Below are 25498 nucleotides of genomic sequence, written 5' to 3' on the forward strand. Positions count from 1 at the left end.
CTGCCATCTCTCAAGTTATTAAGTTGATAGCTTATTAAGTTAACAACTTATTGGGTTGGTAATTAAACAGGTTAACAATAACAACGCTTGAACAATATGCACCAACGAGGGCGGCTTGCCAAGCCAGTATGCGGTTAACTTTACAGCTTATTTTGCTGGTAACTTAGTAGCTGGGTAAGTAGGAATGCTCTGGGAAGTGGCTGCGCGGAGAGAGTTTTTTTAATTTAGCAGCTTAATAAGTTATTAAGCTGCTAATGATGATTGAGCGGCAAAGGTTACTTTTTCAACATTGATTTCAGATTGGCGAACGGGTTATGGGTGGCTACCCCGACGTCTTTTTGCGCGTCTTCACCGGCAATCACCGTGGAGCCGTACTGATCGGCTTCGGTGTATTTGGAGTGCTCATGGTCGTGACAATACAGGCACAGCATTTCCCAGTTACTGCCGTCTTCCGGGTTATTGCTGTGGTCGTGATCGATATGGTGGACCGTCAGTTCACGCAGGTTGGAGTAAACAAACTCGCGCGAGCAACGCCCACAGACCCAGGGAAAGATTTTCAATGCTTTTTCGCGGTAGCCGGTCTCCAGCCTCGCGTAGTTTTTGGGGATATATGCCATGGTGTGTGCCCGTCGGGTGATAACAATAATGCGCTAAATAATACCACAACGTGCCGGGTTACAGCGTGCGGCACATCACCGTCACATCTTCGCCACAAACCTCCCGCAACTCAACCGGTTGCCAGCCCAGTTTTTGATACAGCAACTGTTGATCGGGAGTGTAGAGATACAATTCGGCGATTTGTTGCTGGCGGCAGTGGGCGACGCAGTGATCGATCAGGCGGCGAGCCACCCCCTGACCGCGGTGCTGGGGAGAAGTAAAGACTTCACCCAGCCAGAACTTTCGCTCCGGTTTATCCGCCAATTCGTAAACGATCAGGCTGGCAGTGCCGAGGATCTCTTGTTGCGGCGACAGAGCCAACAGCGCCATGCCAGGGTGCTGCGGTTCACAACGCTGTTCAAGACGCCGGCTGATTTTTTCGCGGCAGCTCCACGGGGGAAAGTCCTGCCACTCCTGATGCAGTAATGCAGCCAGTTCATCAATGCGCTGGCGATACGCAGAAAGTTGTTCAATACGCATAATTCGGTTCGTTTTTTGCCCAATAGCAGCCAACTATAGCGGCAGTTTTCGCTTATTTGAAGGTCTCGATCGCCCAATCGATAAACACGCGCATCTTGGCGCTAAGGTGGCGGTTAGAGGGATAGACCACGTACATCTGTTCCGAGGGCGGTTGCCAGTCGTGCAGCAGGCTGACCAGTTCGCCGTTGTTCAGATGCGGCTGCGCCATAAAGCGGAAGGTCTGGATCATACCCAGCCCGGCCAATGCCGCCGCCAGCAGCGCATTGCTCTCGTTGACGCTGACGTGATAGCGGTGCTGGATATCAATCTCCTTGCCCCGATCAACAAAGTGCAGCGGCTGGATGCGATCGTTCAGCGCATGGCGGTAGTGCGCCAACGGATAACCCTGCTCCAGATCGCACGGGTGTTGCGGCGTGCCGTGGCGTGCCAGATAGGCTGGGGTGGCGCAGGTGACCCATTCAAGTTCGAACAGCCGGCGGGCAATCAGGCTGGAATCGGCCAGCGGACCGCTGCGGATCACGCAGTCGGCGCTGTCGTTAATCAGATCGATCAGGCGGTCACCGACCCCCAGGTCGATCTGTATCTGCGGGTAGCGCGCGATAAAGTCCGGCAGCGCCGGTACCAGCAACTGCCGCGCCGTTGAGCCACCGGCGTCGATGCGCAGCACGCCCTGTGGCGCAGTCTGCGACTCGGTCATGCTGCCTTCCATCTGTTCCAGTTCCGCCAACCACTTAACCGTACGCTGGTAATAGCATTCACCCTCGGCGGTGACCGACACGCTGCGGGTAGTGCGCTGAAACAGCTTGGTTTGCAGATGATCTTCCAAACTCTGGACAAGCTTGGTGACGGTGGCCTTGGGCATCCGCAACGAGTCTGCGGCACGGGTGAAACCGCCGGTTTCCACCACGCGGTTAAACACCCGGATAGCGAGTAAATGATGGTCCATTGCGCTCTCAGTGCAAAACCCCGGCAGAGGCCGGGGTGTGTTTCTGTAGATAAATAATGGTTATGACTGTTTAGCGCTAATCATGCCGGAACGCAAGGTCAGGCCGAAAACCAGCGCGGCGGACAGGGTAAGTGCGCCGCCAAACAGCATGGCGCTGCTGACGCCCTGCCAGTCGACCACTTCACCGCCCAGTAGCGCACCGGAGGCCAGCGCAATCTGTATTACGCAGACCAGCAGTGCCTGACCGGCTTCCGGAGCCTGGGGTACGGCGGCGAACATCCAGTTGGTGGCGCAGACCGGCACGGCGCCAAACGCCAACCCCCACACCATCACCATCAGCGTGGCACCGGCGATACCGCTAAGGAACGGCGAGACAATCAGGATAGCCGCCAACATCGCGGTGATCAGGATAAAGGTGGCGCGCAGGCTGCGTTCGGCCAGTCGCTCACCGAGGAAGGTGCCCAGCAGGCCAATGGCACCGTAGGCCAGCAGTTGCAGTGATATCGCCGATGGGCTGAGAACAAACACCTGTTGCAGCAGCGGTTTCAGGTAGGTATAGGCAGCGAAGTGGCCGATAAACAGCAGCACGATGGCAATCAGCCCGGTACGTGCCATCGGCAGGCGTAGCGGTAACAGCAGGTCGCGTGCGGTAACCGGGCGAGTGGGTGGGACCGACGTCAAAAGGCGCAGTTGCGCCAGCAGCACCCCGATCGCCAGCACCGCACTGCCAAAGAAGGCGGCGCGCCAGCCGAACAGGTCACCAATCAAGGCCCCGGCGGGGACGCCGCACACGGCACCGACCGAAATACCGCTGAGGATCAGTGCGGTAGCGCGCCCCTGGCTGGCTTCCGGTACCAGATGGCGGCCATAGTTGGCGGCGAAAGCCCAAAAACCACCGACGCAGATGCCCAGCAACACGCGGCCCAGCAGCATCATGGGGTAGTTAACCGCCAGTGCAGAGACCAGATTGGAGATGGCCAGCAGTACGCTCAGCGCCAGCATCAGCAGGCGACGATCGAGCCGACCGGCTGCCAGGCTCAGTGCCGGTGCGGCGATCGCCGCGATAATGCCGGGCACGGTCACCATCAGGCCGGCTCTGCCGGTGCTGACATCCAGCGACGGCGCGATGTTGGTTAGCAGGCCGATCGGCAGAAACTCGGTGGTGACCATCACAAAGCAGGCAACCGTCAGTGAGAAAATCGCCAGCCAGGCTGATGGTGCAGGTTTATCATTATTATTCAGCATAATACCGCTCGTCCCAGGTAAATGTGTAAATCCGCGCGGCGGGCGCGGAGTGACAGAGATCACAATTTACGCAGGCATTGACGGCGGATAAATCCGTTTGCGGTAGTTACACTGTTTCTGTGGGGGAATAATCGCGCGAGGCAAGTAAAGCGGCGGCTGGCAGCCCATCGGCAGGCCAAATGCCTAATTGGCATAAACTTATCTGACGGACACAGCAAGCCGTGCCCGAACCAGATTCACAATCCCGGCGCTTTCCACATCGAGGTGGTCAGGCCATGGTCTACCAGCGTTAGCTGGTCGGCATAGACCTGTTGCCAGGTCTCTTTTTGTCGTTGGTACAGCTGATGATTGGCCATATCCGGCTGATACTCACGCTCCCAGCGCACCAGTTGTTCGCCGGTTTGGGCCAGCGACTCATACAGTCCGGCCCCCACTCCGGCAGCAATCGCGCAACCCAGTGCCGTGGCTTCTTTCACCACAGGTACGCGCACCGTCAGGCCGGTCACGTCGCTGAGAATTTGGCTCCACAGCTTGCCCTTCGAGCCACCGCCGGCAAATACCAGCGAGCGTGCTTGCACGCCGGAGAAACGGGCGATTTGCTCCAGATTGCAGGCCGAAACAATCGCGGCGTTTTCTTCCAGCGCACGAAACAGCGTTTGTTTATTGCAGCGTTCCGGATCGAGCGACAGGTTGATAAACGAAGGTGCGGCGTGGTACCAGGTCTTGAAATGCATGGCATCGGAGAAAATCGGCATCACTCCGTAGGCCCCAGGCGGCACTCGTGCTGCCATCTCTTCCATCAGGCTGTAGGCGTCCACGCCCAGTCGTTCGGCCATCAACTTTTCTTCGGCGCAGAAGGCGTCGCGGAACCAGCGCATGGTCAATCCGGTGAAGAAGCTGATCGACTCTGCCTGGGCCATACCGGGGATCACGTGCGGATTGATACGGATGTTCATCTCCGGATCGATAGCCGGCTCTGGCAGATTGACGATTTGTTGCCAGAAGGTGCCACCCAATACCGCAGTTTGCCCGGCATGGACTATCCCCAGTCCCAGACTGCCCAACTGCACATCGCCGCCGCCCATCACTACCGGCGTACCGCGCAGCAGGCCACTTTGTTGGGCCGCCTGTTCGGTGACGTGCCCCAGTACAGTGCCGGTTTCTTTCACCGGTGACAGCATATCGGCGCGCAGCCCGGCCATGTCGAGCAACGCTGGTCGCCAGTCACGGCTGACCAAATCCAGCATGCCGGTAGTCCCGGCGTTGGAAGGATCGACCGCCAGTTCACCGCTCAGCATGTTCGCCAGCCAGTCGCTGATCATGGTCAGGGTCGCGGCCTGACGGTAAATGTCCGGTCTGTGATGCGCCAACCACAGCAGGCGCGGCATAGCGCTTAGCGCCAGCGTTTGGCCTGAATATTGGTAAACCTCACGTTCGAAATTATGGTTATGCAGCTCTTTCAGCTCGCTGACCTCCTCGCTGGCGCGCGCATCAACGTTGGCGCAGGCCCAGATTGGCGTGCCGTCGCGATCGTAAAGCACTATGCCTTCGCGCATCGAGCAACAGGCGATGGAACGGATCGCCTGCCCAGAAATACCGGCATTTTGCAGCGCCTGGCGAATGCACTGGCAGGTCAGTTGCCAGTTATGGGCCAGATCAAACTCCATCGAGCCGGCCACCCCTGGCACCGCCAAATGTCGCCATTCGGCCTGGCCCTGTGCGATCTGATTGCCTGCCAGACTGAAGATGACCGCGCGAATGCTACCGGTGCCTGCGTCCAGCGCCATCAAATAGTTATCCATAGCTCACACTCTCTGGGGTTGGGATCTTAACTATAGATGGCCTGTACTTTGTACCGATGAGGGAAATGGCGAGGCCGGCAGGATTTGTGAACTGTGCTGCAAAATTGCCGTTGCGGGGGGTAAATCAGCGCGAATAAACCTATGGTTGGAAAGCACATTGACCTTCAAGGTGAAACAAGGAGCCACCATGCACGTCACGCTGGTAGAAATTAACGTTAAACAGGACAAGATCGACGAGTTTATTGAGGTCTTCCGCGCCAATCATCTGGGGGCGATCGAAGAGCCGGGTAACCTGCGTTTTGACGTGTTGCAGGATGAAACCATCCCGACGCGTTTTTATATCTATGAAGCCTACCGGGACGAGCAGGCTGTCGCCGCCCACAAAAAGACGCCGCACTATCTGCAATGCGTGGAAAAGCTGGAAGCCTTGATGACCGGGCCGCGCAAGAAAACCAGCTTTATCGGTCTGATGCCGGGTTAGGCCAATACGCCAGGGTAATTTTGTTCAATACATTGCTTACTCTGGCCGTCAATCTGGCACCTGTGAACTCTTTCTCAGGTGCCCGTAATGAATATTTATCTTTCGATGGCCGCTTTTGCGCTGGCCTCTTCAATCACCCCTGGCCCGGTCAATATCGTGGCGCTGAGCGCTGGGGCACAATTTGGTTTTAACGCCACCCTGCGGCATGTTTTTGGCGCCACGCTGGGTTTTACCCTGCTATTGATTCTGATTGGGCTGGGGCTGCACAAGTTACTGACGCTGTGGCCGGTGCTGACTCAGGTGATCCAGTGGGCGGGCATCGCCTTTTTACTGTTTATGGCTTATCAACTGGCCTTTGACGACGGACGGCTGGGCAACGGCAGCCAGTCGCAAGCCCCCTCGTTCTGGTATGGCGCCTTGTTGCAGTGGCTGAACCCCAAGGCCTGGCTGGCGTCGGTGGCCAGTCTGGGGGCGTTTGTCGCCGACGGTGACCGGCTGCTGTTATGGCAGTTTGCGGTGATTTATTTTGTTATCTGCTATGCCTCGGTGGCCTGCTGGGCCTACACCGGCGCGATGCTGACCGGTCTATTGCAGCAGGCTCGCAATGTGCAGCGTTTTAATCGTTTGATGGCATTGCTGTTGGCGGCCAGTGCCTGCTATTTGCTGGCCGACGGCGTTTAGCGCGGGTTTTGGTACTGGCCGGGGGTGGCAGCCAGTAGCAGTTTGAAGGTGCGTTGAAAGTGTGCCTGGTCGGCAAAGCCGCTTTCGCTGGCGGCCGCGGCGATCGGATAGCCCCGTTTCAGCAGCCGATGACCGAACTGAATACGCTGATTGACCAGGTAGGCGTGCGGCGTCATGCCGTAACGCCGCTTAAAGGCGCGGATTAAGTAAGAGGGCGAGAGTGCTGCCGCTTGGCAGATGGCTTCCAGCGTCAGTGGTTGGGTGCAATGCTGGCTGATAAAGCTTGCCGCCGCCTCGAGTCTCGGATGCTCGGCTTCGGCTGTAGATAGGCGAACATCGCCCTGACAGATTTGTAACTCGGTGAAGTATTCCACCAGAGCGATCTGTTTTTCCAACTGGCAATGCTGCGGATCGATCAGTAGGGCATACAGCCGGTTCAGGCCGTTGAACAGGTCAGGGGCATGGCTGATCACCTGAGCAAACGGAATAAAACCCCCGTCGCCACCGGCGATCTCCTGCTGCAGTTTACCCAACCAGGTGGCATCAATATAAAACATGATGTATGACCAGCGTTGCTCACCGATGGGGTTGCAAGCGTGGGCCTGCTGCGGGTTAATCATCACCACGTCGCCGGTACTGACCTGCAGTTGTTGGTTGCCGTTAATATAAATGCTGGTACCGCCGGTGATAGCACCGATGGAGAAGATTTCATGGCTATGCAGGGCGTAACAAACTTTGCGGCCATCTTCAATGGCGCGAGCTTCCACAAAAGGGAGCTGTGGATCACGCCAGAATTGCGGCGCGGTAGCGGTCATGAGCTTTCCTTTCAGAGACGACAGGGCAAGCTTGTTATAGCGTAAAATGAGCGTGGGAGGGAATGCGATGATGATTTTTAATGTGTTTGGCTGTCTTCAGAATTGAATAAGTCCCGGCCACAGAAATGACCGGGGTGGTTTTTAATCTTCTTCGTTACGGGCCATCAACTGGCGTTGATGTTCTTCGCTGGCCGCCTGGATTTCCTCCAGCACTGAACCGACATCGGCGCGTTTGTTGCTTTCGACAAACTTGCCGGTCAACACGCTGGCCGGCGTCAGGTTGCCTTCCTGATACAGCGCCCAAATTTCTTTGGCGTATTTGCTGCCCAGTAGTTCCGGCGCGTACTGACCGTAAAACTGCGACATATTGTTGATATCACGTTCGAACATGCTTTTGGCGTGGTTGTTGGCGGCGGCATCCACCACCTGCGGCAGATCGATAATCACCGGCCCGTTTTTGTCCATCAGCACGTTGAACTCCGACAGGTCGCCATGTACCAGTCCGGCGCACAGCATGCGCACCGCGTAATTCATCATCAGTGCGTGATCGGCCCGCGCCTGTTCCGGCGTCAGAGTGACATCGCTCAAACGCGGGGCTACCAGGCCTTCTTCGTCGGTGATCAGTTCCATCAGCAGCACGCCATCCAGACAGATATCCGGCTGCGGCACGCGCACGCCCGCTTTGGCGAGCAGGTACAGCGCGTCGACCTCGGTGTTCTGCCAGGCTTCTTCCTGCTGCTGGCGACCGAATTTCGAGCCTTTGCTCATGGCACGCGCATCGCGGCTATTACGCACCTTGCGGCCTTCCTGATAGTTCACAGCCTGCTTGAAGTTACGCTTGTCTGCTTCTTTGTAAACTTTGGCGCAGCGGATCTCTTCGCCGCAGCGCACGATAAAGACGTCGGCTTCTTTGCCACTTTTCAAACGGCGGATGACGTCGTCGATTAAACCATCATCTACCAATGGCTGGAGTCGTTTTGGAATTTTCATGCAGCCTTGTACCCTATTTAGGCTCCGGTGTGAATGGTTTGCTAAGGTGTTACCCTAATTTAGACCCGAAAGGCAAAATTTAGTTTGTCGCCGCTGCGACTGATTGCCGCAACGGCGCATTCTCTACAGGGTATCTGCCAGAACCCAAACGCTGACGCTGCCGCCATTTACCGGGAAAGTGGCATTCCCCTGTTCGTCGGTAGTGATCTCATCCTGCCGATTACCAAGCAGATCGCGCCAGTTTTTATGTGCCAGTTCAGCGCCCAGCGAAACCGCTTTGCCGCTTTCAGCACCATTGGTGAGTACCACTACGCAACCAGGGGCGTCGGCGGTACCGCTGCGGCTGAAAGCCACGCAGTTTTTATCATCAAAATAATCGGTTTGCACGCCGTTGGCAAAGCGTTGTCGCGCCTGAATCAACTTTTCCAGTTCAGGGATGATCGGCATCTCAATCTGGTATTCCTGGCCGTCGCTGCCTTTATCTTTATAACTGGCACCGTACAGGTCAGGATAGAACACGCAGGGCACGCCCTGTTCGCGTAACAGGATCAAGGCGTAGGCCAGCGGTTTGAACCAGGGTTCGACCGGTGCTTCCAGCGATTGTAGCGGTTGCGTGTCGTGGTTGGCGACCAGCGTGACCGAATGGGCTGGATCGGCAGCGGTCAGGGTATCGGTAAAAATCTGCGCCATGTTGAACCCGTCACCCTGTTTCGATGCCTGATGAAACTTCAGGTGCAAGGCTACGTCGAACAACATGACCTTGCCCTCGACCAGGTCAATATACTGTTGCAGCGCCGCCAGATCGTGCGACCAATATTCGGCGACAATAAACAGATCGCGCTGCGCGCTGTCGCGCACGTGATCGGCCCACTCTTTAAAGAACCAGGCCGGAATGTGCTTGGCCGCGTCGAGCCTGAAGCCATCGCAGGGCAGGGTTTCCAGCAGCCAGCGTGCCCAGTATTTCAGCTCTTCCACTACCGCCGGGTTGCGAAATTCGACGTCCGCTCCCATCAGATAATCATAATTGCCTTTTTCGTCGCCAACCTGATCGTTCCAGCCGTCGTCGCCGTAGTCATTGGCGATTTTGAACACGCCTTTTTCATCGGGCTGCTCAACGTAATCAACTCCGCCAAAGCATTTGTAATCCCAAATGAATTTGGAATAGGTGCCTTGTCTGCCGGGGAAAGTGAAGCGAGTGTAGGCCAGGGCGTCGAAGCCCTGGTCATTAATATCGTTGCGGTTGTTGGCATCCGCCTTGTACACGTGAACCTGTTCTTTCTCATCGGCACCGAGTTTATGGTTGAAAACCACGTCATAAATCACCCGCACGCCGTTGTCGCGAAGCGTATTCACGGCGTTTGCCAACCCCTCTTTGTCACCGTATTTGGTGGCGCGACTGCCTTTTTGATCGAACTCGCCCAGGTCGAACAGATCATAACTGTCGTAGCCCACCGAATAGCCGCCCGAAGCCCCCTTATAGGCGGGAGGCAGCCACAAGTCGGTGATGCCCAGCCCGGCAATTTGCGCTGCGCGTTCGGCTGCCTCTGGCCATAACTGGCCGCCATCCGGGTAATACCAATGGAAAAACTGCAGCAAGGTGGTTTTTTTCGTCATGAGCAAGCCGCCCTATTTGCCAAAAAGAGGTGCAGGATGAGCCGTGGCTCATCCATCCTGTTACAGCATGGGCTAGTTTTGGCAAAAGGGAAACTCGGTTCTGGCGGCTAATACCGGCCACAAAGCCAGTGGTATTTATTATGCGGAAAAAACAAAAGGCGGCCGGGGCCGCCTCTTTGCGCAATTTCTGATTCAGCAATTAATTGTAGATAATCGCAGTACCGTGCAGCTTGTTGTCGCCGGTAGTTGAGATGATCTGGAATGATTTGGCACCTGCTTCATCCGCTTTGGCAGCCAGTTTGTTTTCCAGGCTGGTCAGGTCGGAAGCACCGCTAACGGTAACCACACCGGCTTTTTGCAGATCGGCCGGTTGGGCATTTACCAGGTCGGCGGCGAAGCTACCGAAAGAAACAGAAGCCAGTGCGATGGCAGCGATGGTCATTTTCAGGTTTTTCATGGTCTTATTTCCTATCTCGATATTCTGTACGATGTTTTTATTGGGTCGTTAAATTAATTAACGATCGATAATTTAATGTTAGACGCCTGTTCGGCGCTTTGCAACTATTTTTTTAATGTTCGTTAATTAATTTTTTCTTATCGTCGTTAACCGGGAAGATAATAGCCGTTATCGGCCCAGAGAATGACGATTAACTGATTGTTATTGATAGATTACTGCGGTGCCATGCAGTTGATTGTTGCCACCGGCACCAATGATGCGGAATGATTTTGCACCGGCTGCATCTGCTTTGGCTGCCAAATCAGCTTCCAGCGAGCTGATATCGGAAGCACCGCTGACGGTGATCACACCGAGTTTTTGCTGATCTGCCGGCTGGTTGTGAACCAGGTCAGCGGCGAAGCTACCGAAAGAAGCAGAGGCCAGTGCGATGGCGGCAAGAGTAATTTTTAAGTTTTTCATGATGTTAATTCCTATATCAGCAGCGTAAACTGGGTTGGTTAATCTTTGTCGTCATAATTACTTAACGATCGATAACTAAATGTTAATCGCTTCTCGACGGCAGCGCAATATTTTTTTATAATGATCGTTAATTTAATTACCAAGCCCTGCTGCGGGGCGGGATAAGAGAGGGTCTATGAGTATCAATGAAGAAGTCTGCGCCAAAAAAACACGTGGCAGACCGAAACAGTTTGATCGCGACCGTGCGCTGGACAGCGCGCTCGATCTGTTCTGGCGGCACGGCTATGACTCTACGTCGTTGGCCGATCTGGTAGACGTCACCGGTGCAAAAGCGCCAACGTTGTATGCCGAGTTTGGTAACAAGGAAGGGCTGTTCCGCGCGGCGGTGGAGCGATATCTGCAAAAATACACCACCTGTACCAATCAACTGTTGGAGCAGGATTTGCCAATAGCGGAAATCGTTGAGGCTTATGTGCGTTCTTCGGCGGAGGTGTTTACCGATCCGGATACGCCGTCCGGCTGCTTTATGGTCTGTGCCTCCGCGGCGCTGTCTTCGTCTTCCGATGAAGTGGCCGAGATGCTGCGTAAAAAACATCATTCGAATGAAGCCAGCCTGCGAGACTGTTTTGACCGCAAGGTACAGCAGGGGGAGTTATTGGCGAAAACGGATACCGCGCTATTGGCGAAATATATCGTCTGTACCATTGAAGGGATGTCGGTTCAGGCACGTGAAGGGGCCAGCCGTGAGGATTTATATCGCTTGCTCGATGCACTGATGCTGGTTTGGCCGCGCCTGAGTCAGGTGGGCAATAAAGTCTAGGGAAGGGCACTCGCCAGGAAATCAGGCCGCATTGCTGCGGCCTGAGTGGGCATTACTGGTTAACCGGGATCACCGCGCCCTGGTATTTTTGGCGGATGAAGTCCTGAATCGCCTTGGAGTGCAGCACTTTTACCAGCGCTACGATTTCCGGCTTGTTCACGTCAGCCTTATGCACGGTGATGATGTTGGCGTAGGGGTTGTTTTCACCGCTTTCTACCGCAATCGGGTCTTTGGTCGGGTTCAGCCCGGCATCGATGGCATAGTTGGCATTAATCACCACCGCATCGCCCTCATCGTTGTTGTACATCTGCGGCAGTAGCGCGCCTTCCACGTTCGCCAGGAACTTCAGGTGTTTCGGGTTATCCACCACGTCAGAAATGCGAGCATCGACCTTGCTCACGCCCGGTTTCAGCTTAATCACGCCTTCCTTTTCAAAGATAGACAGAATGCGGCCTTCTTCCGCGACGGCATCACGCATGATGATTTTGCCGTTGTCCGGCAGATCTTTCAGGCTTTTATATTTCTTGGAGTAAATGCCGATCGGCTCGATATGGATGGCCCCGGCGCTGACAAAGTCGTAACTCTTATCGCCGGCATGGTCCTTCAGCACCGAATTTAGGTAGGGCACGTGCTGGAAATAGTTGGCGTCAATATCGTGACTGGCCAGCGCGGTGTTCGGCAGGATGTAGTCCTGGAAAGGTTTGATCACCAGATCGATGCCTTCCTTCGCCAGAATCGGCTTGGCCTGCTCGAGGATCTCCGCGTGCGGCACGTTGGACGCGCCAACCACCAGCTTGGTTTCCGCGGCGGCGCCAAAGGAGCTCAACGCGGTCAGTGAGGCGAAAGCCAGCATCATTATTTGCTTTTTCATCATCATTATTCCCTGGTTATTTATCGTTTATCGAGCGTTGTTGTCATGGTGTCGCCGATGAACTGGATAACGAAAACGATCAGCAGGATCGTCAGTGTCGCCACCAGCGTCACGTCACCGTGATTGCGTTGAAAACCTTCCAGATAGGCCAGATTACCCAGCCCGCCTGCGCCGATCACCCCGGCCATCGCGGTGTAGCTCACCAGCGCTATCAGGGTGACGGTAATCCCGGAAACCAGCGCCGGGGAAGACTCCGGCAGCAGCACGCGGAAGATAATGGTGCTGGTTTTGGCCCCCATGGAACGTGCCGCCTCTATGACTCCCTTGTCCACCTCGCGCAGGCCAATCTCAACCAGCCGGGCGTAGAAGGGCGCGGCGCCGACAATCAGCGCCGGTAGCGCGGCATCGGCCCCCAAAATGGTGCCGATCAACGTCTTGGTGAACGGGATCAGCAGCACAATCAGAATGATGAAGGGGATGGAGCGGAATACGTTGACCAGCACTGAAATCAGCGAATAGACGGCGCGGTTTTGCAGCAGTTGGCCGCGAGACGTCAGGAACAGCAGTACGCCCAGTACGATGCCCAGCACCAGCGTAGCCAACCCGGCGATGCCGGTCATGTACAGGGTTTCCCAGGTGGCGTTCAGCAACGGGTCAATACGCAGGTGAGGGAACAGTGACTCAATCATGTTTAATCACCTCAACGGCGATTTGTTGTTCTCTTAATAATTTCAACATGCTGTCGATTTGCAGGTCGTTGCCTTCGACGTGGATATACAGCTCGCCAAAGGAACCGTTCAGCGTCTGGCTGATTTTGCCGTGCAGAATGTTAATGCTCACTCTGTAGCGCAGGATCACGTCGGAAATCACCGCCTGATGGGTTTGCACACCGACAAAGGTCAGCTTGAAAATTGCGCCCGGCAGATGCTGAGCCAGTAAAGGGTTAAAGCTTTCCTCGGTTTCCTGATATTGCGCAACCTGTTTAACGAACTGCTGGGTAATCGGCTGCTGCGGCCGGGTGAAAACATCGATAACCGGGCCTTCTTCGACGATGCGGCCGTTTTCCATCACCGCCACCCGGTGGCAAATTTTGCGCACTACGTGCATCTCATGGGTGATCAGCACAATGGTCAGGTTCAGTTTGCGGTTGATATCCAGCAGCAGATCCAGAATCGAGTCGGTGGTCTGGGGATCGAGCGCCGAGGTGGCCTCATCGCACAGTAATACTCCTGGGTTATTGGCCAGGGCGCGGGCGATACCGACGCGCTGTTTCTGTCCGCCGCTAAGCTGCGACGGATAAGCATCCTCACGCCCCTGCAGGCCAACCAGTGCGATAAGCTCTGCCACGCGCGGGTTTATCTGCGCTTTGGGCACGCCGGCGATTTGCATCGAGAAGGCAATATTTTGGCTGACGGTACGTGACCACAGCAGGTTGAAATGCTGAAACACCATGCTGATTTTCAGGCGTGCCTGGCGTAACTGGTCGCCCCTGGCTTTGGCGATCTCGAACCCCTCGACCTGAATGCTGCCGCTGGTGGGGGCTTCCAGCCCGTTAAGCAAACGGATCAGGGTGCTTTTACCCGCTCCGCTGTAACCAATAATGCCGTAGATTTGTCCGGTTTCGACGGCCAGGTTGACATCATCCACCGCGACGACGCGGCCCTGTGCACTGTCAAAAGTTTTGCAAACGTTCGAAAGAACGATCATAGCGAAGTGGATCCTTATTAATACATCACAGCATTCCGCCCAGGGTGCGTAACGCCAGGCTGTGTTCGGTTTCCTGGAATAAGGGCAGGCGGGACGTCTGTTGCTGGTGAATACAGGGCAATCCTACCGGGGGTTTATAGTGACAGGAAGAATATAGATTCTATTAGATATTCTTATTTGATATATGAAGTGATGAGCAGAAGCGATGGTGGAACCGCGGCCAACGGGGATTTGGCCGCTTTATTGACTTTAACGTTTGTCGAGCTTCATGTGCAGCAGCGGGAAAGGATTGCCCTGACCGTCGAGTGCCGAACGGCCGGTAATTTCAAAACCGTAGTGGCGGTAAAAACCGCTGGCCTGCGGGTTCTGTTCATTAACGTCCAACTGCAACTCATCATGCAACGTTTCGGCGTGGGCCAGCAGTGCTCTGCCGACGCCTTTGCCACGCTGCTCTGCATCGATAAACAGCATTTCTACTTTATTACCGCTCAGCCCGATAAAACCGCAGGGATGACCGGGTCGATCTTCTGCAACCCAAACGTCAACCGTCGGCAAATAGTCGTTAAGCACCAACGGGTAGAGTTGGGCGATATTTTCTTCGCTGAGAAAATGGTGGGTGGCGCGGACCGAACGCTGCCAAATTTCCGCCAGTTGCGCATTGTCTTGTGCTGCGCGAGCTCGGATAGTGATCATAGAAACCCCTGTGATTGAATTAGCTTATTTTAAACGCGGCCCCAGAGTCTGGCGACGGTCAGGGCGATAAAAGCTTCCAGCTTGGGTGACTGCCGTCGTTCGGGCAGATAGACCAGATGCATCGGCCGCGACAGCGGTGAATAGTCCGGCAGTACTTGCACCAAGCGGCCACTGGCAATATCTGCTTCCAGCAGCATGCAGGCGTGCAGCGCAATACCGAAACCGGCCAGCGCCGCCCGACGTACCCCTTCGCCAGAGTCCATCCGCAGCCGCGGCCTGACCGGCACGCTGATTTCCCCCGTCGGCCCCTGCAAGCGCCAGAAATGGTTGCCGTCCCACTGACTAAAACCAAAACAGCTGTGTGCGCTGAGTTGCTCCGGCTGGGTTGGCACACCCTGCTGCGCCAGATAGTCCGGTGAGGCGGCCAGCGTCATGCGGTAATCGGGCAGGGCGCGGGCCACCAGGCCATCGTCGGCCACCGGTCCGATGCGAAACGCCGCCTCGTAGCCTTCTTCAATCAAGTCTACCTTGCGGTCCGACAGCACCACTTCCGCTTCTACCTCTGGGTGCCGCTGCAGGAACTCGGTGAGGACCGGCGTCAGTACGCGGTTGCCGAACGTGACGGGGGCACTGATGCGCAGCAGGCCGCTGGGGGAACTTAATAGCGCCCGGGCACTGGCTTCGGCGGCGTCAGCGTCGGCCAGCAGACGGCGGCAGCGTTCGTAGAACACCCGGCCGGTCTCGGTCAGCCCCTGCCTGCGGGTGGTACGGTTCAGCAGCGGTGCATTCAGCCGTTGCTCCAGGTAGCGGATGTGTTTGCCGACCATGGTTGGGGAGATGGCCATCTCCTCGGCGGCGGCGACAAAGCTGCCTTTTTCTACCACTCGCACAAACACCGCCATGCTGGTTAATCGGTCCATTATAAACCCCTGGTGTTTTCTGAATGCTCTGTGGGCTACTTCTCCTGATTATAGCGCTTTGCGATAATCATTCTATCGACCGTCAGTGTGTTATTGGCGGAAACTTTTCGGAGCAGCAACATGCACGCATTAGCATTTGAACATTTTGGCGGGCCGGACGTGCTCGAATACCTTGAGCTGCCGACGCCAGCGGTACCGGCGGGTGCGGTGCAGGTGAGCATGGGGGCCGCCGGGCTGAATTTCGCGGATATTTATCGCCGCAAGGGCAACTACGTGCTGCACGGCAACCCGCCTCATATCGGCGGTTACGAAGGCGTGGGAACTATTATCGCCGTGGGCGAAGGAGTCGATGGCTGGCGGTTGGGGGAGCGAATTGGTTTCGCCGACGTCCCTTTTTGCCACGCCACGCGTATCAACGTGCCGGTGGAGCATGCCCTGCGGCTGCCGCAGGCACTGAGCGACGTCGAAGCCGCTTCGATTCTGTTGCAGGGGCTAACGGCGCAGTACCTGATTAATGACAGCGTGCAGGTGAAAGCGGGCGATCGCGCTTTGGTGCATGCCGCTGCCGGCGGCGTCGGACAAATTTTGACGCGTATGCTGGTGGCGCGTGGCGCACAGGTTTACGCCGTGGTGTCTTCGGCGCACAAACAGCAGATTGCACTGAACAACGGCGCAGCGGCAGCCTTCACTTATCAGCAGGATTGGGTCGCGCAAATTGCTGCGCTGACCGACGGTGGCGTTGAGTACGGTTTTGACTCGGTGGGCATCACGCTGCAACAGAGCATCGACGCGCTGCGTCCCGGTGGCCGGGTAGTCACCTTCGGCATGGCGGGCGGCGAAGCACCCGCTATTTCCGCCTACGACCTGATGATGGATTCCAAGGGCGTGGTTGGTGGTGACCTCTGGACCTACCTTAATAGCGCCGGGGCAAGGCGAGAAAGGGCCGAGCGCCTGTTCAGCAGTTGGCAGAACGGCGAGTTTGCCGTGCCCCATATTGAAACCTTCCCGCTCAGTGAAGGGGCGGCTGCTCATCGCCGGCTGGAGGATCGCAGCTTTGCCGGCAAGATTGTATTGCTGAACGATCGCGACCCGCAGAGTTAAAAGCGGCCTTCCGCTGCATGTTACACTGGCCGCCAGGCGATAATGGGGGTCAGTCAGGATGGAAGTGATACGTGCAGCGATAGAAAAACAGGTGATCGGCCTGACCGGGCTGGCGCTTGGCGATGTCGACTTTGAAAACCCGCCGGGTGACCCGGGCCTGTATGGGCCGCAGTCGGTCATTTGGCAGGTACACAGTGATTTCACCACCATGCTGTGCGGGGGCGTCAGCGCCTTACTGCTGCAGATGCTGCACCCGTTGGCGCTGGCCGGCGTCTGGGATCATTCCAACTTCCGCGACGATATGCTCGGCCGCCTGCGCCGCACCAGCCAGTTTGTCTCCGTCACCACCTTTGGCCCCACCGCCGAGGCCGAACGGCTGATCGCCAAAGTCAAAGCCATTCACCTGCGGGTCAACGGCGTCAGCAGCGATGGCAGGCCTTACGCCGCCAGCGATCCTGACCTGCTCACCTGGGTACACGTGGTGGAAAGCAGCTGCTTTTTAGCCAGCCATCTACGCTACCGCAACCCGCATCTTTCCCGCGAACAGCAGGACGGTTATTACCGTGAAACGGCGCGAGTCGCCGCGGCACTGGGGGCACGCAATATCCCCATTTCTTGCGCGGCGGTCGAGGATTATCTGCAGCGAATGCAGTCGCAGTTGGTGTGCGATGAACGCACGCAGGAAGTGGCTCGTATTCTGCTGGCGGCCCCGGCACCGAGCGCGCTGGCACGACCATTTGGCATATTGGTGATGCAGGCGGGCATCGATTTGCTACCGGAGTGGGCGCAGCAGCAGTTTGGTTTTTCGTCCGGCGTATTGCGGCAAAAACTGGTGCGAGCCGGCGTCGGTGGCGTAGGTAAGGTGCTGCGAGGCTCGATGCGCAACGGCTCCTATCAACGGGCGCTACGACGAATTAACAAAGCCGTCGTAGCGCATTGACCATCACCGCAGGTTAGCAGGGAAATTTGCAGGCAGCTCGCTGGCCGGACAGTTAATCACCTGCTCATCGTTTTCACCGCAGTCGCGGACAAAGGTAATGGTGGCGAATTCGTCGATGACTTCAGTCGGGTACGTCGGACCTGCTTCACGATAGGCTGCCATCTGCGCCAGGTGCTCATTTTGGAAACATACGGTGTGCTGCGGATTATTCATAACCCAGCGCGGGAAGAAAATGGTGCCGTGGAAAATCAGATCGCCCAGATTAACGATGAGGCTAACGTCGGTCCCGGTCGGTTCAGTCCATGAAATCTTATACACTTCTGCGGCCACCCGAACCACGTAGACCGCCTGATCTTTCACCCAGCGATTGCCCACTAACCCACTGTGGATCCGGTAATCGATGGTTCCGGCATTCTTCAGGTAGATCTCATAATTCCAGCCGTTGTCATAGGTATACACCAGGTGTTTGCCAATAAAACCACTCAGGTCGTGTTTGTCAAAGCTGCTCATAATGGGTTCCTTTTTGGGAGTGTTTCAAGTCGATATGAGTAGCCTACGCTGATAAAAATCGATATAAAAACGCTAATATTGGCGCTTAATAATCGAATTATTAGATGTTTTAGGAGGCGAGAATGCGGGCACCCAAAACCACTCTGGATCAGTGGCACACGCTGCAGGCCGTGATTGAGCAAGGGGGGTATATTCAGGCGGCTGAATACCTGCACCGCAGCCAATCCTCGGTGAGTTACAGTTTGCATACCTTGCAGGAGCGGCTGGGGGTTAAATTGCTGATGATTGTCGGCCGTAAGGCGGAATTGACGGTGGAGGGCCGGGCATTATTGGAACATGCCAAACCGCTGATTACCGCTTTCACCCAGCTTGAAGCGCGGGCGTCGGCATTTGCTCTGGGGGAGAAGGTGGCGTTAACGCTGGTAGCGGACAGCGTTTTTCCCAAGCCATTATTGTTTCGCGCACTGCGGCAATTTCAACAGCGCTATCCGCAAACGCAGGTACGGTTACGTGAGATCCTGCGGGGTGAAAGCCGGGAACTGCTGGCACAAGGTGATGCCGACTTGTATATCACCACTTTACCGCCGGATGCTTCGGTGGACGGCAGTTTTTTGATGGATGTGAATTTTATCGCCGTCGCCCATCGCCAACATCCGTTGCATCAATTGCATGGCCCGCTGACTCAGGCCGAACTGGTACGTTTTCATCGCGTGGTGATTACCGATCCTCTGCAGCAAGCTGATGCCGATGCTGCGTGGAGTTTTACTACCTTTGACGCGGCGATACAGGCGATATGCCATGGGGTGGGATATGGCTGGTTGCCACAGGACCGGATCACCGGGCTGCTGGCCAGTGGTGAATTACAGCCCTTGCCGCTTGCCGGGCAGCGGATCCGTGCCACGCCGCTATATTTAATTTATGGCAACCCTCAGGGATATTTTGATTTGACGACCAGAGCCATGGCGGAAATGATTACCGATGCGGTGCAACCCGGCGAACAATTAGCCAACGGCCCGAAATTTTGAGACTTTTACGGGTGATCCGGCCGCTAATGCGCTTTACACTGGGCAAAAGCCATTTTCCATTTTATTTAGCGTGCAGCATTATTCTGCGCCTTGAACCTATTTGAGGTTATATGAACGAGTCACACGTACTTGCTGAAGTCAGTAATGAGAACCAGACGCTGGTGGCGGTGGTTCAGCAAGATAGTCGGGCTGCCTATTTTTATATTTATCCTTCTGAAGAAAATAGCGAACGTTTTCAGGTGCGCGCCTGTTGGCTGCGTAACCTGGCGGCCGCGCCGCAGCAGGAAGACAGTGCGGCACTGGCACTGGGCCAACCACCGATGCTGGCCGCCGAGTTTTGCCGCAATCTGGAGGGGGAAGCGCCACTGAACCCGGAAGGGCTGATGGTGGTCTGGACGGAGAGCGACGACGGTGCGGCGCTGTGGTATTACGGCCAACTGCTGGCGGTGATCCCTGGCTGGAGTCTGTATATCGACCACTCGGTGTGCTATTCCGCCAGTTGCATCAAGGAAAGCCCATTGGCTTATCCGCTGGGATCCGCCTCCACGAATACTCAGTATGCGCTGGCAGAAAACACCCGCCAGTTCTGGCGCAGTTGGCAGCGGGAAGAGGGTAACCCATGGCCAAAAATGCAGAGCGACTATCAGGCGATTTACGATCAGCATTTTGGCCCTTCGGTGAAATACTACGCGATCGATCAGGGAAAATGGCCACCGATGGCTATCACCCAACATGAGCGCGACGGCATCTACTATTTTCTCACCATGGGCGTCAGTATCCGCCCGATGCCGTGGGTGGAAATCCTGTTTAACGACGACGCTTCCCGATACCGCCGCATGGAAATGGGCATCGCCATCGACGGTCAGTATATGACCGAGGAAAATGCGGTGCAGATGGCCAGCGCACTGGCCGGATTCGCCCACGCGCCATGGGCTAAAATTACCTGGTTTGGCGAAGGCCATACCCTGGAATCTGAGGTGGCACCACAGGGTTATGAGGGCTACGTGCTGTCCTCTTCGTTTTACCCCTATAGTGAACACCTGAACCTGCCGAAACAGTATGGCGACCCGGTGAATATTTTTTGGGCCAGCCCGGTATTTGAAGGCGAGCGCCTGCTGGCGCACGCGACGCCGAATGGCGGTCACGATCTGGTGAGTAAGTTGCGTGAACAGGGTGTTGAGCATATCTTCCGTCCGCGCCAACCGCTATGCTGATCGTCGGTAAAATTCACGGGAGTTATCATGACGTCCGCTCTGTTAATTATTGATGTGCAGCAAGGGTTGTTTACGCCGCCGCCGGCCGATGCCGAAGCGACGATTGATCGCATTAACCGTTTGAGCACTGCTGCCCGTCGGGCTGGGGTACCGGTGATTTTTATCCAGCATCAGACTCCGGACGATGAGCTGGCGCACGGCAGCGATGCCTGGCAGATTGACGGCCGTTTGCAGGTGAAAGACGGCGATCATCGGGTGGAGAAAACCACGCCGGACTCCTTTCTGCGTACCGGATTGGGGCCGTTGCTGGTGGCCAACGGTGTTTCGCACCTGGTGGTTTGCGGCTACTCCAGTGAGTTTTGCGTCGACACCACCACCCGTCGTGCCGCCGGGTTAGGCTATCCGGTGACGCTGGCCGCCGACGCCCATACCAGTCACGACAAAGCCTACGCGACTGGCTTGCAGATCCGTGCTCATCACAACGCCACGTTGTCGAATATTGAAAGCTTTGGCGTGTTGATCAACGCGCTGCCGACGGCGGAAATTCACTTTTGATCGCCAGATAAAACACGGGCCCGTTATACGCGGCGGGCCCGCTAGCGTTATTTCAATCCCGCCCTGCGTGCTGCCACTTTGTCCGGCGCTGACCTACTCGGCTCTGTTTTCTTAACCGACCCGCGCACCGCCGTTAATCGAGGTGATGGTTCCGGTGACGAACGAGGCCTCTTTTGACGCCAGCCACAGTGCGGCGCTGGCGATGTCCTCCACCCGACCGGTGCGGCCCATCGGCGTTTCAGTGGCAATGGCGTCAATGCGATCCTGCGGTAGTCCGGCGCCGAAGAAGCGAGTATCGGCGATAAACCCCGGCGCAATGGCGTTGACGGTAATCCCCAACTGGCCAAGTTCGCGTGCCAGACTGAGAGTAAAGCCCTGCACGCCGGCTTTGGCAGCGGAATAACCTAATGCACCCGCGCTGCCGCTGCCGCACTGGGCGGCAATCGAGCTCAGATTAATGATACGGCCGCCCGGTTTGCTCAGGTGTGGCAACATCGCCAGGGTAAACAGGAAGGTACTTTTCAGGTTCCCTTCGATCACCGCGTCCCACTCTTGCTCGGCCTGCGCCAACGGCGTATTGGCGGCAATGACCCGGGTAAATCCGGCGTTGTTGATCAGGACATCTACCGTACCGAGATCGGCTGCCAACTGAGCGACGACGTCTTCCACTGGCCCGCGGCGGCTCAAGTCCGCCGAATAGTAGCGGGTAGCGGGCCCTATTTCCTGCGCCGCCTGCCGCAGGCGTTGCGGGTCGCGCGCCACAATGGCGACACGGTAACCCTGTTGCGCCAGTTGTTGAGCGATGGCCAGCCCAATACCGCTGGAACCGCCGGTAACAATCGCTGTACGTTGCGTCATAACTGTTCTCCTTTCTCGCCGAGCGCACCGGAATGGCGCAGCACTGTGCGGTCGGGAAAGTATTGGCTTTTGCTATTGATACATCCAATACTCTATTCATGCTTTCAAAATACGAAAAAGGTATTGCGTGATTGAACTACGCCAACTGCGGCAATTTGTTGCCGTCGCGGAAGAAATGAGCTTTCACCGCGCCGCCGAGCGCTTGCATATGGCACAACCCCCGCTGACGGCCGCTATTCGAAAGATTGAGCAGGAGCTGGGCGTGCTGCTGCTGGAACGCGGCAACCGCGTCACCAGGATCACCGAAGCGGGGCAAGTGTTTCTGATTGAGGCGCGGCGCACGTTGGCGCAGTTTGAACGCACCCTCGGCAATACCCGACGTGCGGCACGCGGCCTGACGGAGTCGTTGCGTCTGACCTTCGTCGACAGCACGGTAAACGCTCTGTTGCCCGGCATTCTGCGGCAGTTTCGCCAGGCGCATCCGCAGGCGGAGTTTCACCTGCAGGAGGCGACGACCGCCGAGCAATTGATCGCCCTGCGCGATGACCGCGCCGACATTGGCATGGTAGTGCTACCGGTAACGCCGCAAGAGGGCTTGCAGATCCTGCCTTTCCTGTTCGATCGCATGGTGCTGGCATTGCCGGAAAACCACCCGCTGGCGGCGCAGCAGCAAGTGACGTTGAGCAGCCTGGCCGATCAACCCTGGGTGCTGTTTCCGGCGCATTACGGCCCCGGTATGCACACGGCGATCCTGCAGGCCTGTGCGGTGGCGGGATTCAGTCCGCATATCGTGCAGGAGGCACGGCAGATGCAGACCATCGGCGGGCTGGTGGCGGGCGGTGTGGGGATAGCGTTGATGCCGGCCCTGTTTGCAAGACTGCAATCGCCCGGCGTGGTGTTCCGCGAACTGAACGGCACAGGCAGCCCGGTAGCCTATACGCTGGCGCTGGCGTGGCGCACGGCTTCACCGCTGACGGACGCTTTTTGTCGTATTGCCGCTGAACAGGCGCTGAATTTGGCAACCTGCGGTGATTGACAATACGCATACAGGGGGGATACCTTAAAAGCATGAATATACCGATGCAATCCACAGTTAATCAGTCCTGGTGGCGCCTCTTCTGAAGGCGGCACGGGTATTCACACCTCTTTTCAATGCCGCCGGTTCTGGCGGCATTTTTATTGCGTTGATCCGGTGGTGTATTTACTTTCAGGAGCAAGGCAATGAGCTATACCATTCTGACCGGCGATCGTCCCACCGGCTCCCTGCATTTAGGTCACTACGTCGGGTCACTGCGCCAGCGCGTTGAGCTGCAACAACACCATCAGCAAACGGTGCTGGTGGCGGATCTGCAGGGGTTGACCGATAACGGCAACAATCCGCAAAAAATCAGCACCAACGTGCTTAATCTGGTCGCCGACTATCTGGCGGTCGGTATCTGCCCGCAGAAGACCACCCTTTGCCTGCAATCCGCGCTGCCGGCGCTGGCTGAGTTGACCATGTATTATCTCAACCTGGTCAGCGTGGCGCGGCTGGAACGCAATCCGACGGTGAAAAGTGAAATCATCGAAAAAGACTTTTCTCGCAGCCTGCCGGCCGGCTTTCTGGTCTACCCGGTTAGTCAGGCGGCGGACATTACCGCCTTTGGTGCCACTCACGTGCCGGTTGGCGACGACCAATTGCCGATGCTGGAGCAAACCAACGAGATCGTCCGGCGTTTCAATCACATTGTCGGCCGGCAAGTCTTGACGGAGTGCCAGCCGTTGTTAAGTCACGTCAGCCGTCTGCCGGGGTTGGACGGGCAGGGCAAGATGTCGAAGTCGCGCGGTAACACCATCACTCTGGGCGCCGACGCCGATCAGGTACATAAGGCGGTGATGAGCATGTTTACCGATCCGGGCCATTTGAATATCAACGATCCCGGCCGGGTGGAGGGCAATATGGTGTTCACCTATCTGGATGCCTTCTGTGACGATGGCGCGCTGGTGGCGGAGCTGAAAGCGCACTATCGCCGTGGTGGGTTGGGCGACATGAAAATCAAACGCCTGTTGGAAGATTGCCTGCAAAGCCTGCTGGAGCCGATCCGCACTCGCCGGGCGCAATACCTGGCCGATAAAGGCGAGCTGTTGCGCATTCTGCGTCAGGGCACCCAACGTGCCGACCAGGTCAGTCGGCAAACGCTGGGGCAGGTGAAGGCCGCATTGGGGCTGGATTTCTTTACCCTGAGTTGAATACCGGCCCCTGTGTTGGGAGGGGCGTCAGGCGGCGCTGTCAACGATCGGGTGTTTAACCACGAAGATATACGACAGCGCGCCGATGACGGTAAAGCAGGAGCAGAGGGTAAGGGCCAGGCTGAAAGAGTGGGTGGTATCCAGGATCCAACCGGTGACCACTGGCGCGAACGAGGCAAAGATAAAGCTGGCAAAGTTTTGAATGCTGCCGACCGAAGCGGTCATGCGTGAATTCACCGCCACGTGGATCAGGCCCCAGCAGGAGGTACCCGCAAAGTGGATGCAAAACAGCGCCATGCCGATCAGCAATACCGCGCTGTAAGTGGTGGTGGCCTGAGCGACCACGGCGGTAAAGGAAGCGGACAGCAACATACCGGCGACGATGCAAATTTTACGGCTTTTCAGCGGTGCCATGCCGCGACGCACCAAAAAGTCGGTGACGAAGCCGTTCGACAACATGCCGGCGGCGCCAAACAGGAACGGAATGGCACTCAGCAGTCCGGTGCTTTTCAGATCCAGATGATAAGTGGTCTGCAGATAACCCGGCAGCCAGGCCAGGTATAGCCAGGCGGTGTAGTTAATGCCGCTGAAGCCAATCATCATGCCCCACATGGTACGGTTCCTGAACAGTGCGCGCCATTCGCGAAAGTTCATCGGTTCAGAGCGGGCGCTGACGCTACCGGCATTCAAATAAGCCTGTTCCTGAGCGCTCAGGCTGACGTCCTGTCGGTTGCGATACAGCATGTACCAGCCGATGGACAGTGCGATACCCAAAACGCCGATGGTGATAAACATGCCGCGCCATCCGAAGGCCAGCATCATGGCGGTGAGGATCGGTGGGCTGATTGCCAGCCCGATGGTCGAAGCGGCATTAAAAATCCCCATCGGCATGCCGCGATCCTTGATATTGAACCAGTCGTTGATCACTTTCACGCCGCAGGGGTTCATGGGGGCTTCGCCAATCCCCAGCCCGATACGTACCCAGATAAATTGGGTGAAGCTGTGGATCATGCCGGACAGCGTCTGGAATACCGACCAGACAAACAAGCCGATCCCCAGCATGATGCGTGGACCTTTACGATCCAGCAGCAGGCCGCAGGGCAACTGGGCGATGCCATAGGCCAGGGAGAATGCCGACAGCAACAAGCCGATTTCGGTACCGCTCAGCCCCATTTCTTGCCGGATGGTGGAGTTCGCCACTGAGAGCGAGCTGCGGTCAAGAAAGTTGATTATGGCTGCCAAAAATAACAGCACCATGGCTGTGGTTTGAATTTTTTTAATTCTGGCCGAGCGGACCAGCATTCCCTCAGGCGGCATCGGAATTATGTGATCGGAATAGGGTTCACCCTGTTCCTTCCCGGTATTAATCGTATGACTTCTTTCCATTTTATCCTCCAGAATTTCGCATTAATAATATTTATTATTCCG

Annotated in this window: 28 protein-coding genes; 10 read left to right on the forward strand and 18 right to left on the reverse strand. The window is 56.5% G+C overall.

All coding sequences use genetic code 11. From position 1 onward, the window contains the following. Positions 1-275: 275 nt before the first annotated feature. From yajD to lsrK, 5 genes are all read right to left on the reverse strand, one after another. Entirely contained in the window at positions 276-617 is a 342-nt protein-coding gene (gene yajD, locus OCH02_RS09140; protein ID WP_004942039.1) for an HNH nuclease YajD, read from the reverse strand. A gap of 58 nt (positions 618-675) precedes the next feature. Next, complete coding sequence (locus OCH02_RS09145; RefSeq protein ID WP_261430928.1) at positions 676-1137, reverse strand: GNAT family N-acetyltransferase; 462 nt, start codon at positions 1135-1137, stop codon at positions 676-678. 52 nt (positions 1138-1189) lie between these two features. After that, positions 1190-2083, reverse strand: a complete 894-nt coding sequence (locus OCH02_RS09150; protein WP_261430930.1) for a LysR family transcriptional regulator — start codon at positions 2081-2083, stop codon at positions 1190-1192. 60 nt (positions 2084-2143) lie between these two features. Then, positions 2144-3328 carry an MFS transporter gene (locus tag OCH02_RS09155; protein ID WP_261430931.1) on the reverse strand — a complete coding sequence of 395 codons (1185 nt, stop codon included), beginning with the start codon at positions 3326-3328 and terminating at the stop codon, positions 2144-2146. A gap of 236 nt (positions 3329-3564) precedes the next feature. After that, complete coding sequence (lsrK, locus tag OCH02_RS09160) at positions 3565-5130, reverse strand: autoinducer-2 kinase (protein ID WP_261430932.1); 1566 nt, start codon at positions 5128-5130, stop codon at positions 3565-3567. Between the two features lie 187 nt (positions 5131-5317). Between lsrK and lsrG the strand changes: the two genes are divergently transcribed. Continuing rightward, the gene (gene lsrG / locus OCH02_RS09165) at positions 5318-5611 is read left to right on the forward strand and encodes a (4S)-4-hydroxy-5-phosphonooxypentane-2,3-dione isomerase (RefSeq protein WP_012005816.1); all 294 of its coding nucleotides are present in this window, start codon (positions 5318-5320) and stop codon (positions 5609-5611) included. 87 nt (positions 5612-5698) lie between these two features. Next, complete coding sequence (locus OCH02_RS09170) at positions 5699-6292, forward strand: LysE family translocator (RefSeq protein WP_261430933.1); 594 nt, start codon at positions 5699-5701, stop codon at positions 6290-6292. Here OCH02_RS09170 and OCH02_RS09175 read toward each other — a convergent pair. From OCH02_RS09175 to bhsA (OCH02_RS09195), 5 genes are all read right to left on the reverse strand, one after another. Continuing rightward, on the reverse strand, positions 6289-7107 hold the full coding sequence (locus OCH02_RS09175) for an AraC family transcriptional regulator (RefSeq protein WP_261430934.1): 819 nt from the start codon (positions 7105-7107) through the stop codon (positions 6289-6291). The two genes, OCH02_RS09170 and OCH02_RS09175, sit on opposite strands and share 4 nt — an antisense overlap. Before the next feature lie 141 nt (positions 7108-7248). After that, positions 7249-8097 carry a PA4780 family RIO1-like protein kinase gene (locus OCH02_RS09180; RefSeq protein WP_129935589.1) on the reverse strand — a complete coding sequence of 283 codons (849 nt, stop codon included), beginning with the start codon at positions 8095-8097 and terminating at the stop codon, positions 7249-7251. A gap of 123 nt (positions 8098-8220) precedes the next feature. Next, positions 8221-9711 carry an alpha-amylase gene (gene amyA / locus OCH02_RS09185; protein ID WP_261430935.1) on the reverse strand — a complete coding sequence of 497 codons (1491 nt, stop codon included), beginning with the start codon at positions 9709-9711 and terminating at the stop codon, positions 8221-8223. A 199-nt stretch (positions 9712-9910) separates the two neighbouring features. Beyond that, positions 9911-10168 (reverse strand): multiple stress resistance protein BhsA, encoded by a 258-nt coding sequence (gene bhsA, locus OCH02_RS09190; protein ID WP_099063954.1) that lies wholly within the window; start codon positions 10166-10168, stop codon positions 9911-9913. A 201-nt stretch (positions 10169-10369) separates the two neighbouring features. Further along, entirely contained in the window at positions 10370-10627 is a 258-nt protein-coding gene (gene bhsA / locus OCH02_RS09195) for a multiple stress resistance protein BhsA (protein ID WP_012005826.1), read from the reverse strand. 175 nt (positions 10628-10802) lie between these two features. On the opposite strand from bhsA (OCH02_RS09195), the gene OCH02_RS09200 reads away from it, so the two are divergent. Next, positions 10803-11447 (forward strand): TetR/AcrR family transcriptional regulator, encoded by a 645-nt coding sequence (locus OCH02_RS09200; RefSeq protein WP_261430936.1) that lies wholly within the window; start codon positions 10803-10805, stop codon positions 11445-11447. 52 nt (positions 11448-11499) lie between these two features. Here the strand turns inward: OCH02_RS09200 and OCH02_RS09205 are convergent, their stop codons facing one another. The 5 genes from OCH02_RS09205 to OCH02_RS09225 form a co-directional block, all read right to left on the reverse strand. Next, positions 11500-12321: a MetQ/NlpA family ABC transporter substrate-binding protein gene (locus OCH02_RS09205; protein ID WP_390901838.1), complete on the reverse strand. Its 822-nt coding sequence runs from the start codon at positions 12319-12321 to the stop codon at positions 11500-11502. Between the two features lie 17 nt (positions 12322-12338). Further along, on the reverse strand, positions 12339-13007 hold the full coding sequence (locus tag OCH02_RS09210) for a methionine ABC transporter permease (protein ID WP_261430937.1): 669 nt from the start codon (positions 13005-13007) through the stop codon (positions 12339-12341). After that, entirely contained in the window at positions 13000-14025 is a 1026-nt protein-coding gene (locus OCH02_RS09215; protein ID WP_261430938.1) for a methionine ABC transporter ATP-binding protein, read from the reverse strand. The genes OCH02_RS09210 and OCH02_RS09215 overlap by 8 nt, the downstream gene beginning before the upstream one ends. 249 nt (positions 14026-14274) lie before the next feature. Next, entirely contained in the window at positions 14275-14718 is a 444-nt protein-coding gene (locus OCH02_RS09220; protein ID WP_261430940.1) for an acetyltransferase, read from the reverse strand. A gap of 29 nt (positions 14719-14747) precedes the next feature. Beyond that, positions 14748-15638 (reverse strand): LysR family transcriptional regulator, encoded by an 891-nt coding sequence (locus OCH02_RS09225; RefSeq protein WP_261430941.1) that lies wholly within the window; start codon positions 15636-15638, stop codon positions 14748-14750. A gap of 120 nt (positions 15639-15758) precedes the next feature. Here OCH02_RS09225 and OCH02_RS09230 point away from each other — a divergent pair, with 120 nt between their 5' ends. Both OCH02_RS09230 and OCH02_RS09235 read left to right on the forward strand, forming a co-directional pair. Then, positions 15759-16739 (forward strand): quinone oxidoreductase family protein, encoded by a 981-nt coding sequence (locus OCH02_RS09230; RefSeq protein WP_261430942.1) that lies wholly within the window; start codon positions 15759-15761, stop codon positions 16737-16739. 58 nt (positions 16740-16797) lie between these two features. Next, the gene (locus tag OCH02_RS09235) at positions 16798-17679 is read left to right on the forward strand and encodes an oxygenase MpaB family protein (protein ID WP_261430944.1); all 882 of its coding nucleotides are present in this window, start codon (positions 16798-16800) and stop codon (positions 17677-17679) included. A 3-nt stretch (positions 17680-17682) separates the two neighbouring features. Here the strand turns inward: OCH02_RS09235 and OCH02_RS09240 are convergent, their stop codons facing one another. Further along, complete coding sequence (locus OCH02_RS09240; protein ID WP_153857560.1) at positions 17683-18189, reverse strand: phenolic acid decarboxylase; 507 nt, start codon at positions 18187-18189, stop codon at positions 17683-17685. A gap of 122 nt (positions 18190-18311) precedes the next feature. On the opposite strand from OCH02_RS09240, the gene OCH02_RS09245 reads away from it, so the two are divergent. From OCH02_RS09245 to OCH02_RS09255, 3 genes are all read left to right on the forward strand, one after another. Next, positions 18312-19214: a LysR family transcriptional regulator gene (locus OCH02_RS09245; protein ID WP_261430946.1), complete on the forward strand. Its 903-nt coding sequence runs from the start codon at positions 18312-18314 to the stop codon at positions 19212-19214. A 110-nt stretch (positions 19215-19324) separates the two neighbouring features. Continuing rightward, on the forward strand, positions 19325-20428 hold the full coding sequence (locus tag OCH02_RS09250) for a suppressor of fused domain protein (protein WP_261430947.1): 1104 nt from the start codon (positions 19325-19327) through the stop codon (positions 20426-20428). Positions 20429-20455: 27 nt separating this feature from the next. After that, on the forward strand, positions 20456-20983 hold the full coding sequence (locus OCH02_RS09255; protein ID WP_261430949.1) for a cysteine hydrolase family protein: 528 nt from the start codon (positions 20456-20458) through the stop codon (positions 20981-20983). Between the two features lie 111 nt (positions 20984-21094). Here OCH02_RS09255 and OCH02_RS09260 read toward each other — a convergent pair whose 3' ends face one another. Next, entirely contained in the window at positions 21095-21841 is a 747-nt protein-coding gene (locus OCH02_RS09260) for an SDR family NAD(P)-dependent oxidoreductase (RefSeq protein ID WP_261430950.1), read from the reverse strand. Between the two features lie 127 nt (positions 21842-21968). On the opposite strand from OCH02_RS09260, the gene OCH02_RS09265 reads away from it, so the two are divergent. Together OCH02_RS09265 and trpS are read left to right on the forward strand one after the other, a co-directional pair. After that, positions 21969-22877: a LysR family transcriptional regulator gene (locus tag OCH02_RS09265; RefSeq protein ID WP_261430951.1), complete on the forward strand. Its 909-nt coding sequence runs from the start codon at positions 21969-21971 to the stop codon at positions 22875-22877. Positions 22878-23062: 185 nt separating this feature from the next. Then, positions 23063-24070 (forward strand): tryptophan--tRNA ligase, encoded by a 1008-nt coding sequence (gene trpS, locus OCH02_RS09270; RefSeq protein WP_261430952.1) that lies wholly within the window; start codon positions 23063-23065, stop codon positions 24068-24070. A gap of 27 nt (positions 24071-24097) precedes the next feature. On the opposite strand, the gene OCH02_RS09275 is transcribed toward trpS, so the two are convergent. Further along, positions 24098-25456, reverse strand: coding sequence for an MFS transporter (locus OCH02_RS09275; protein WP_261430953.1), 1359 nt, complete (start codon positions 25454-25456; stop codon positions 24098-24100). Positions 25457-25498 lie beyond the last annotated feature (42 nt).

Origin of the sequence: Serratia quinivorans (assembly GCF_946227985.1) — a bacterium.
GTDB classification, from domain to species: Bacteria; Pseudomonadota; Gammaproteobacteria; order Enterobacterales; family Enterobacteriaceae; genus Serratia; species Serratia quinivorans_A.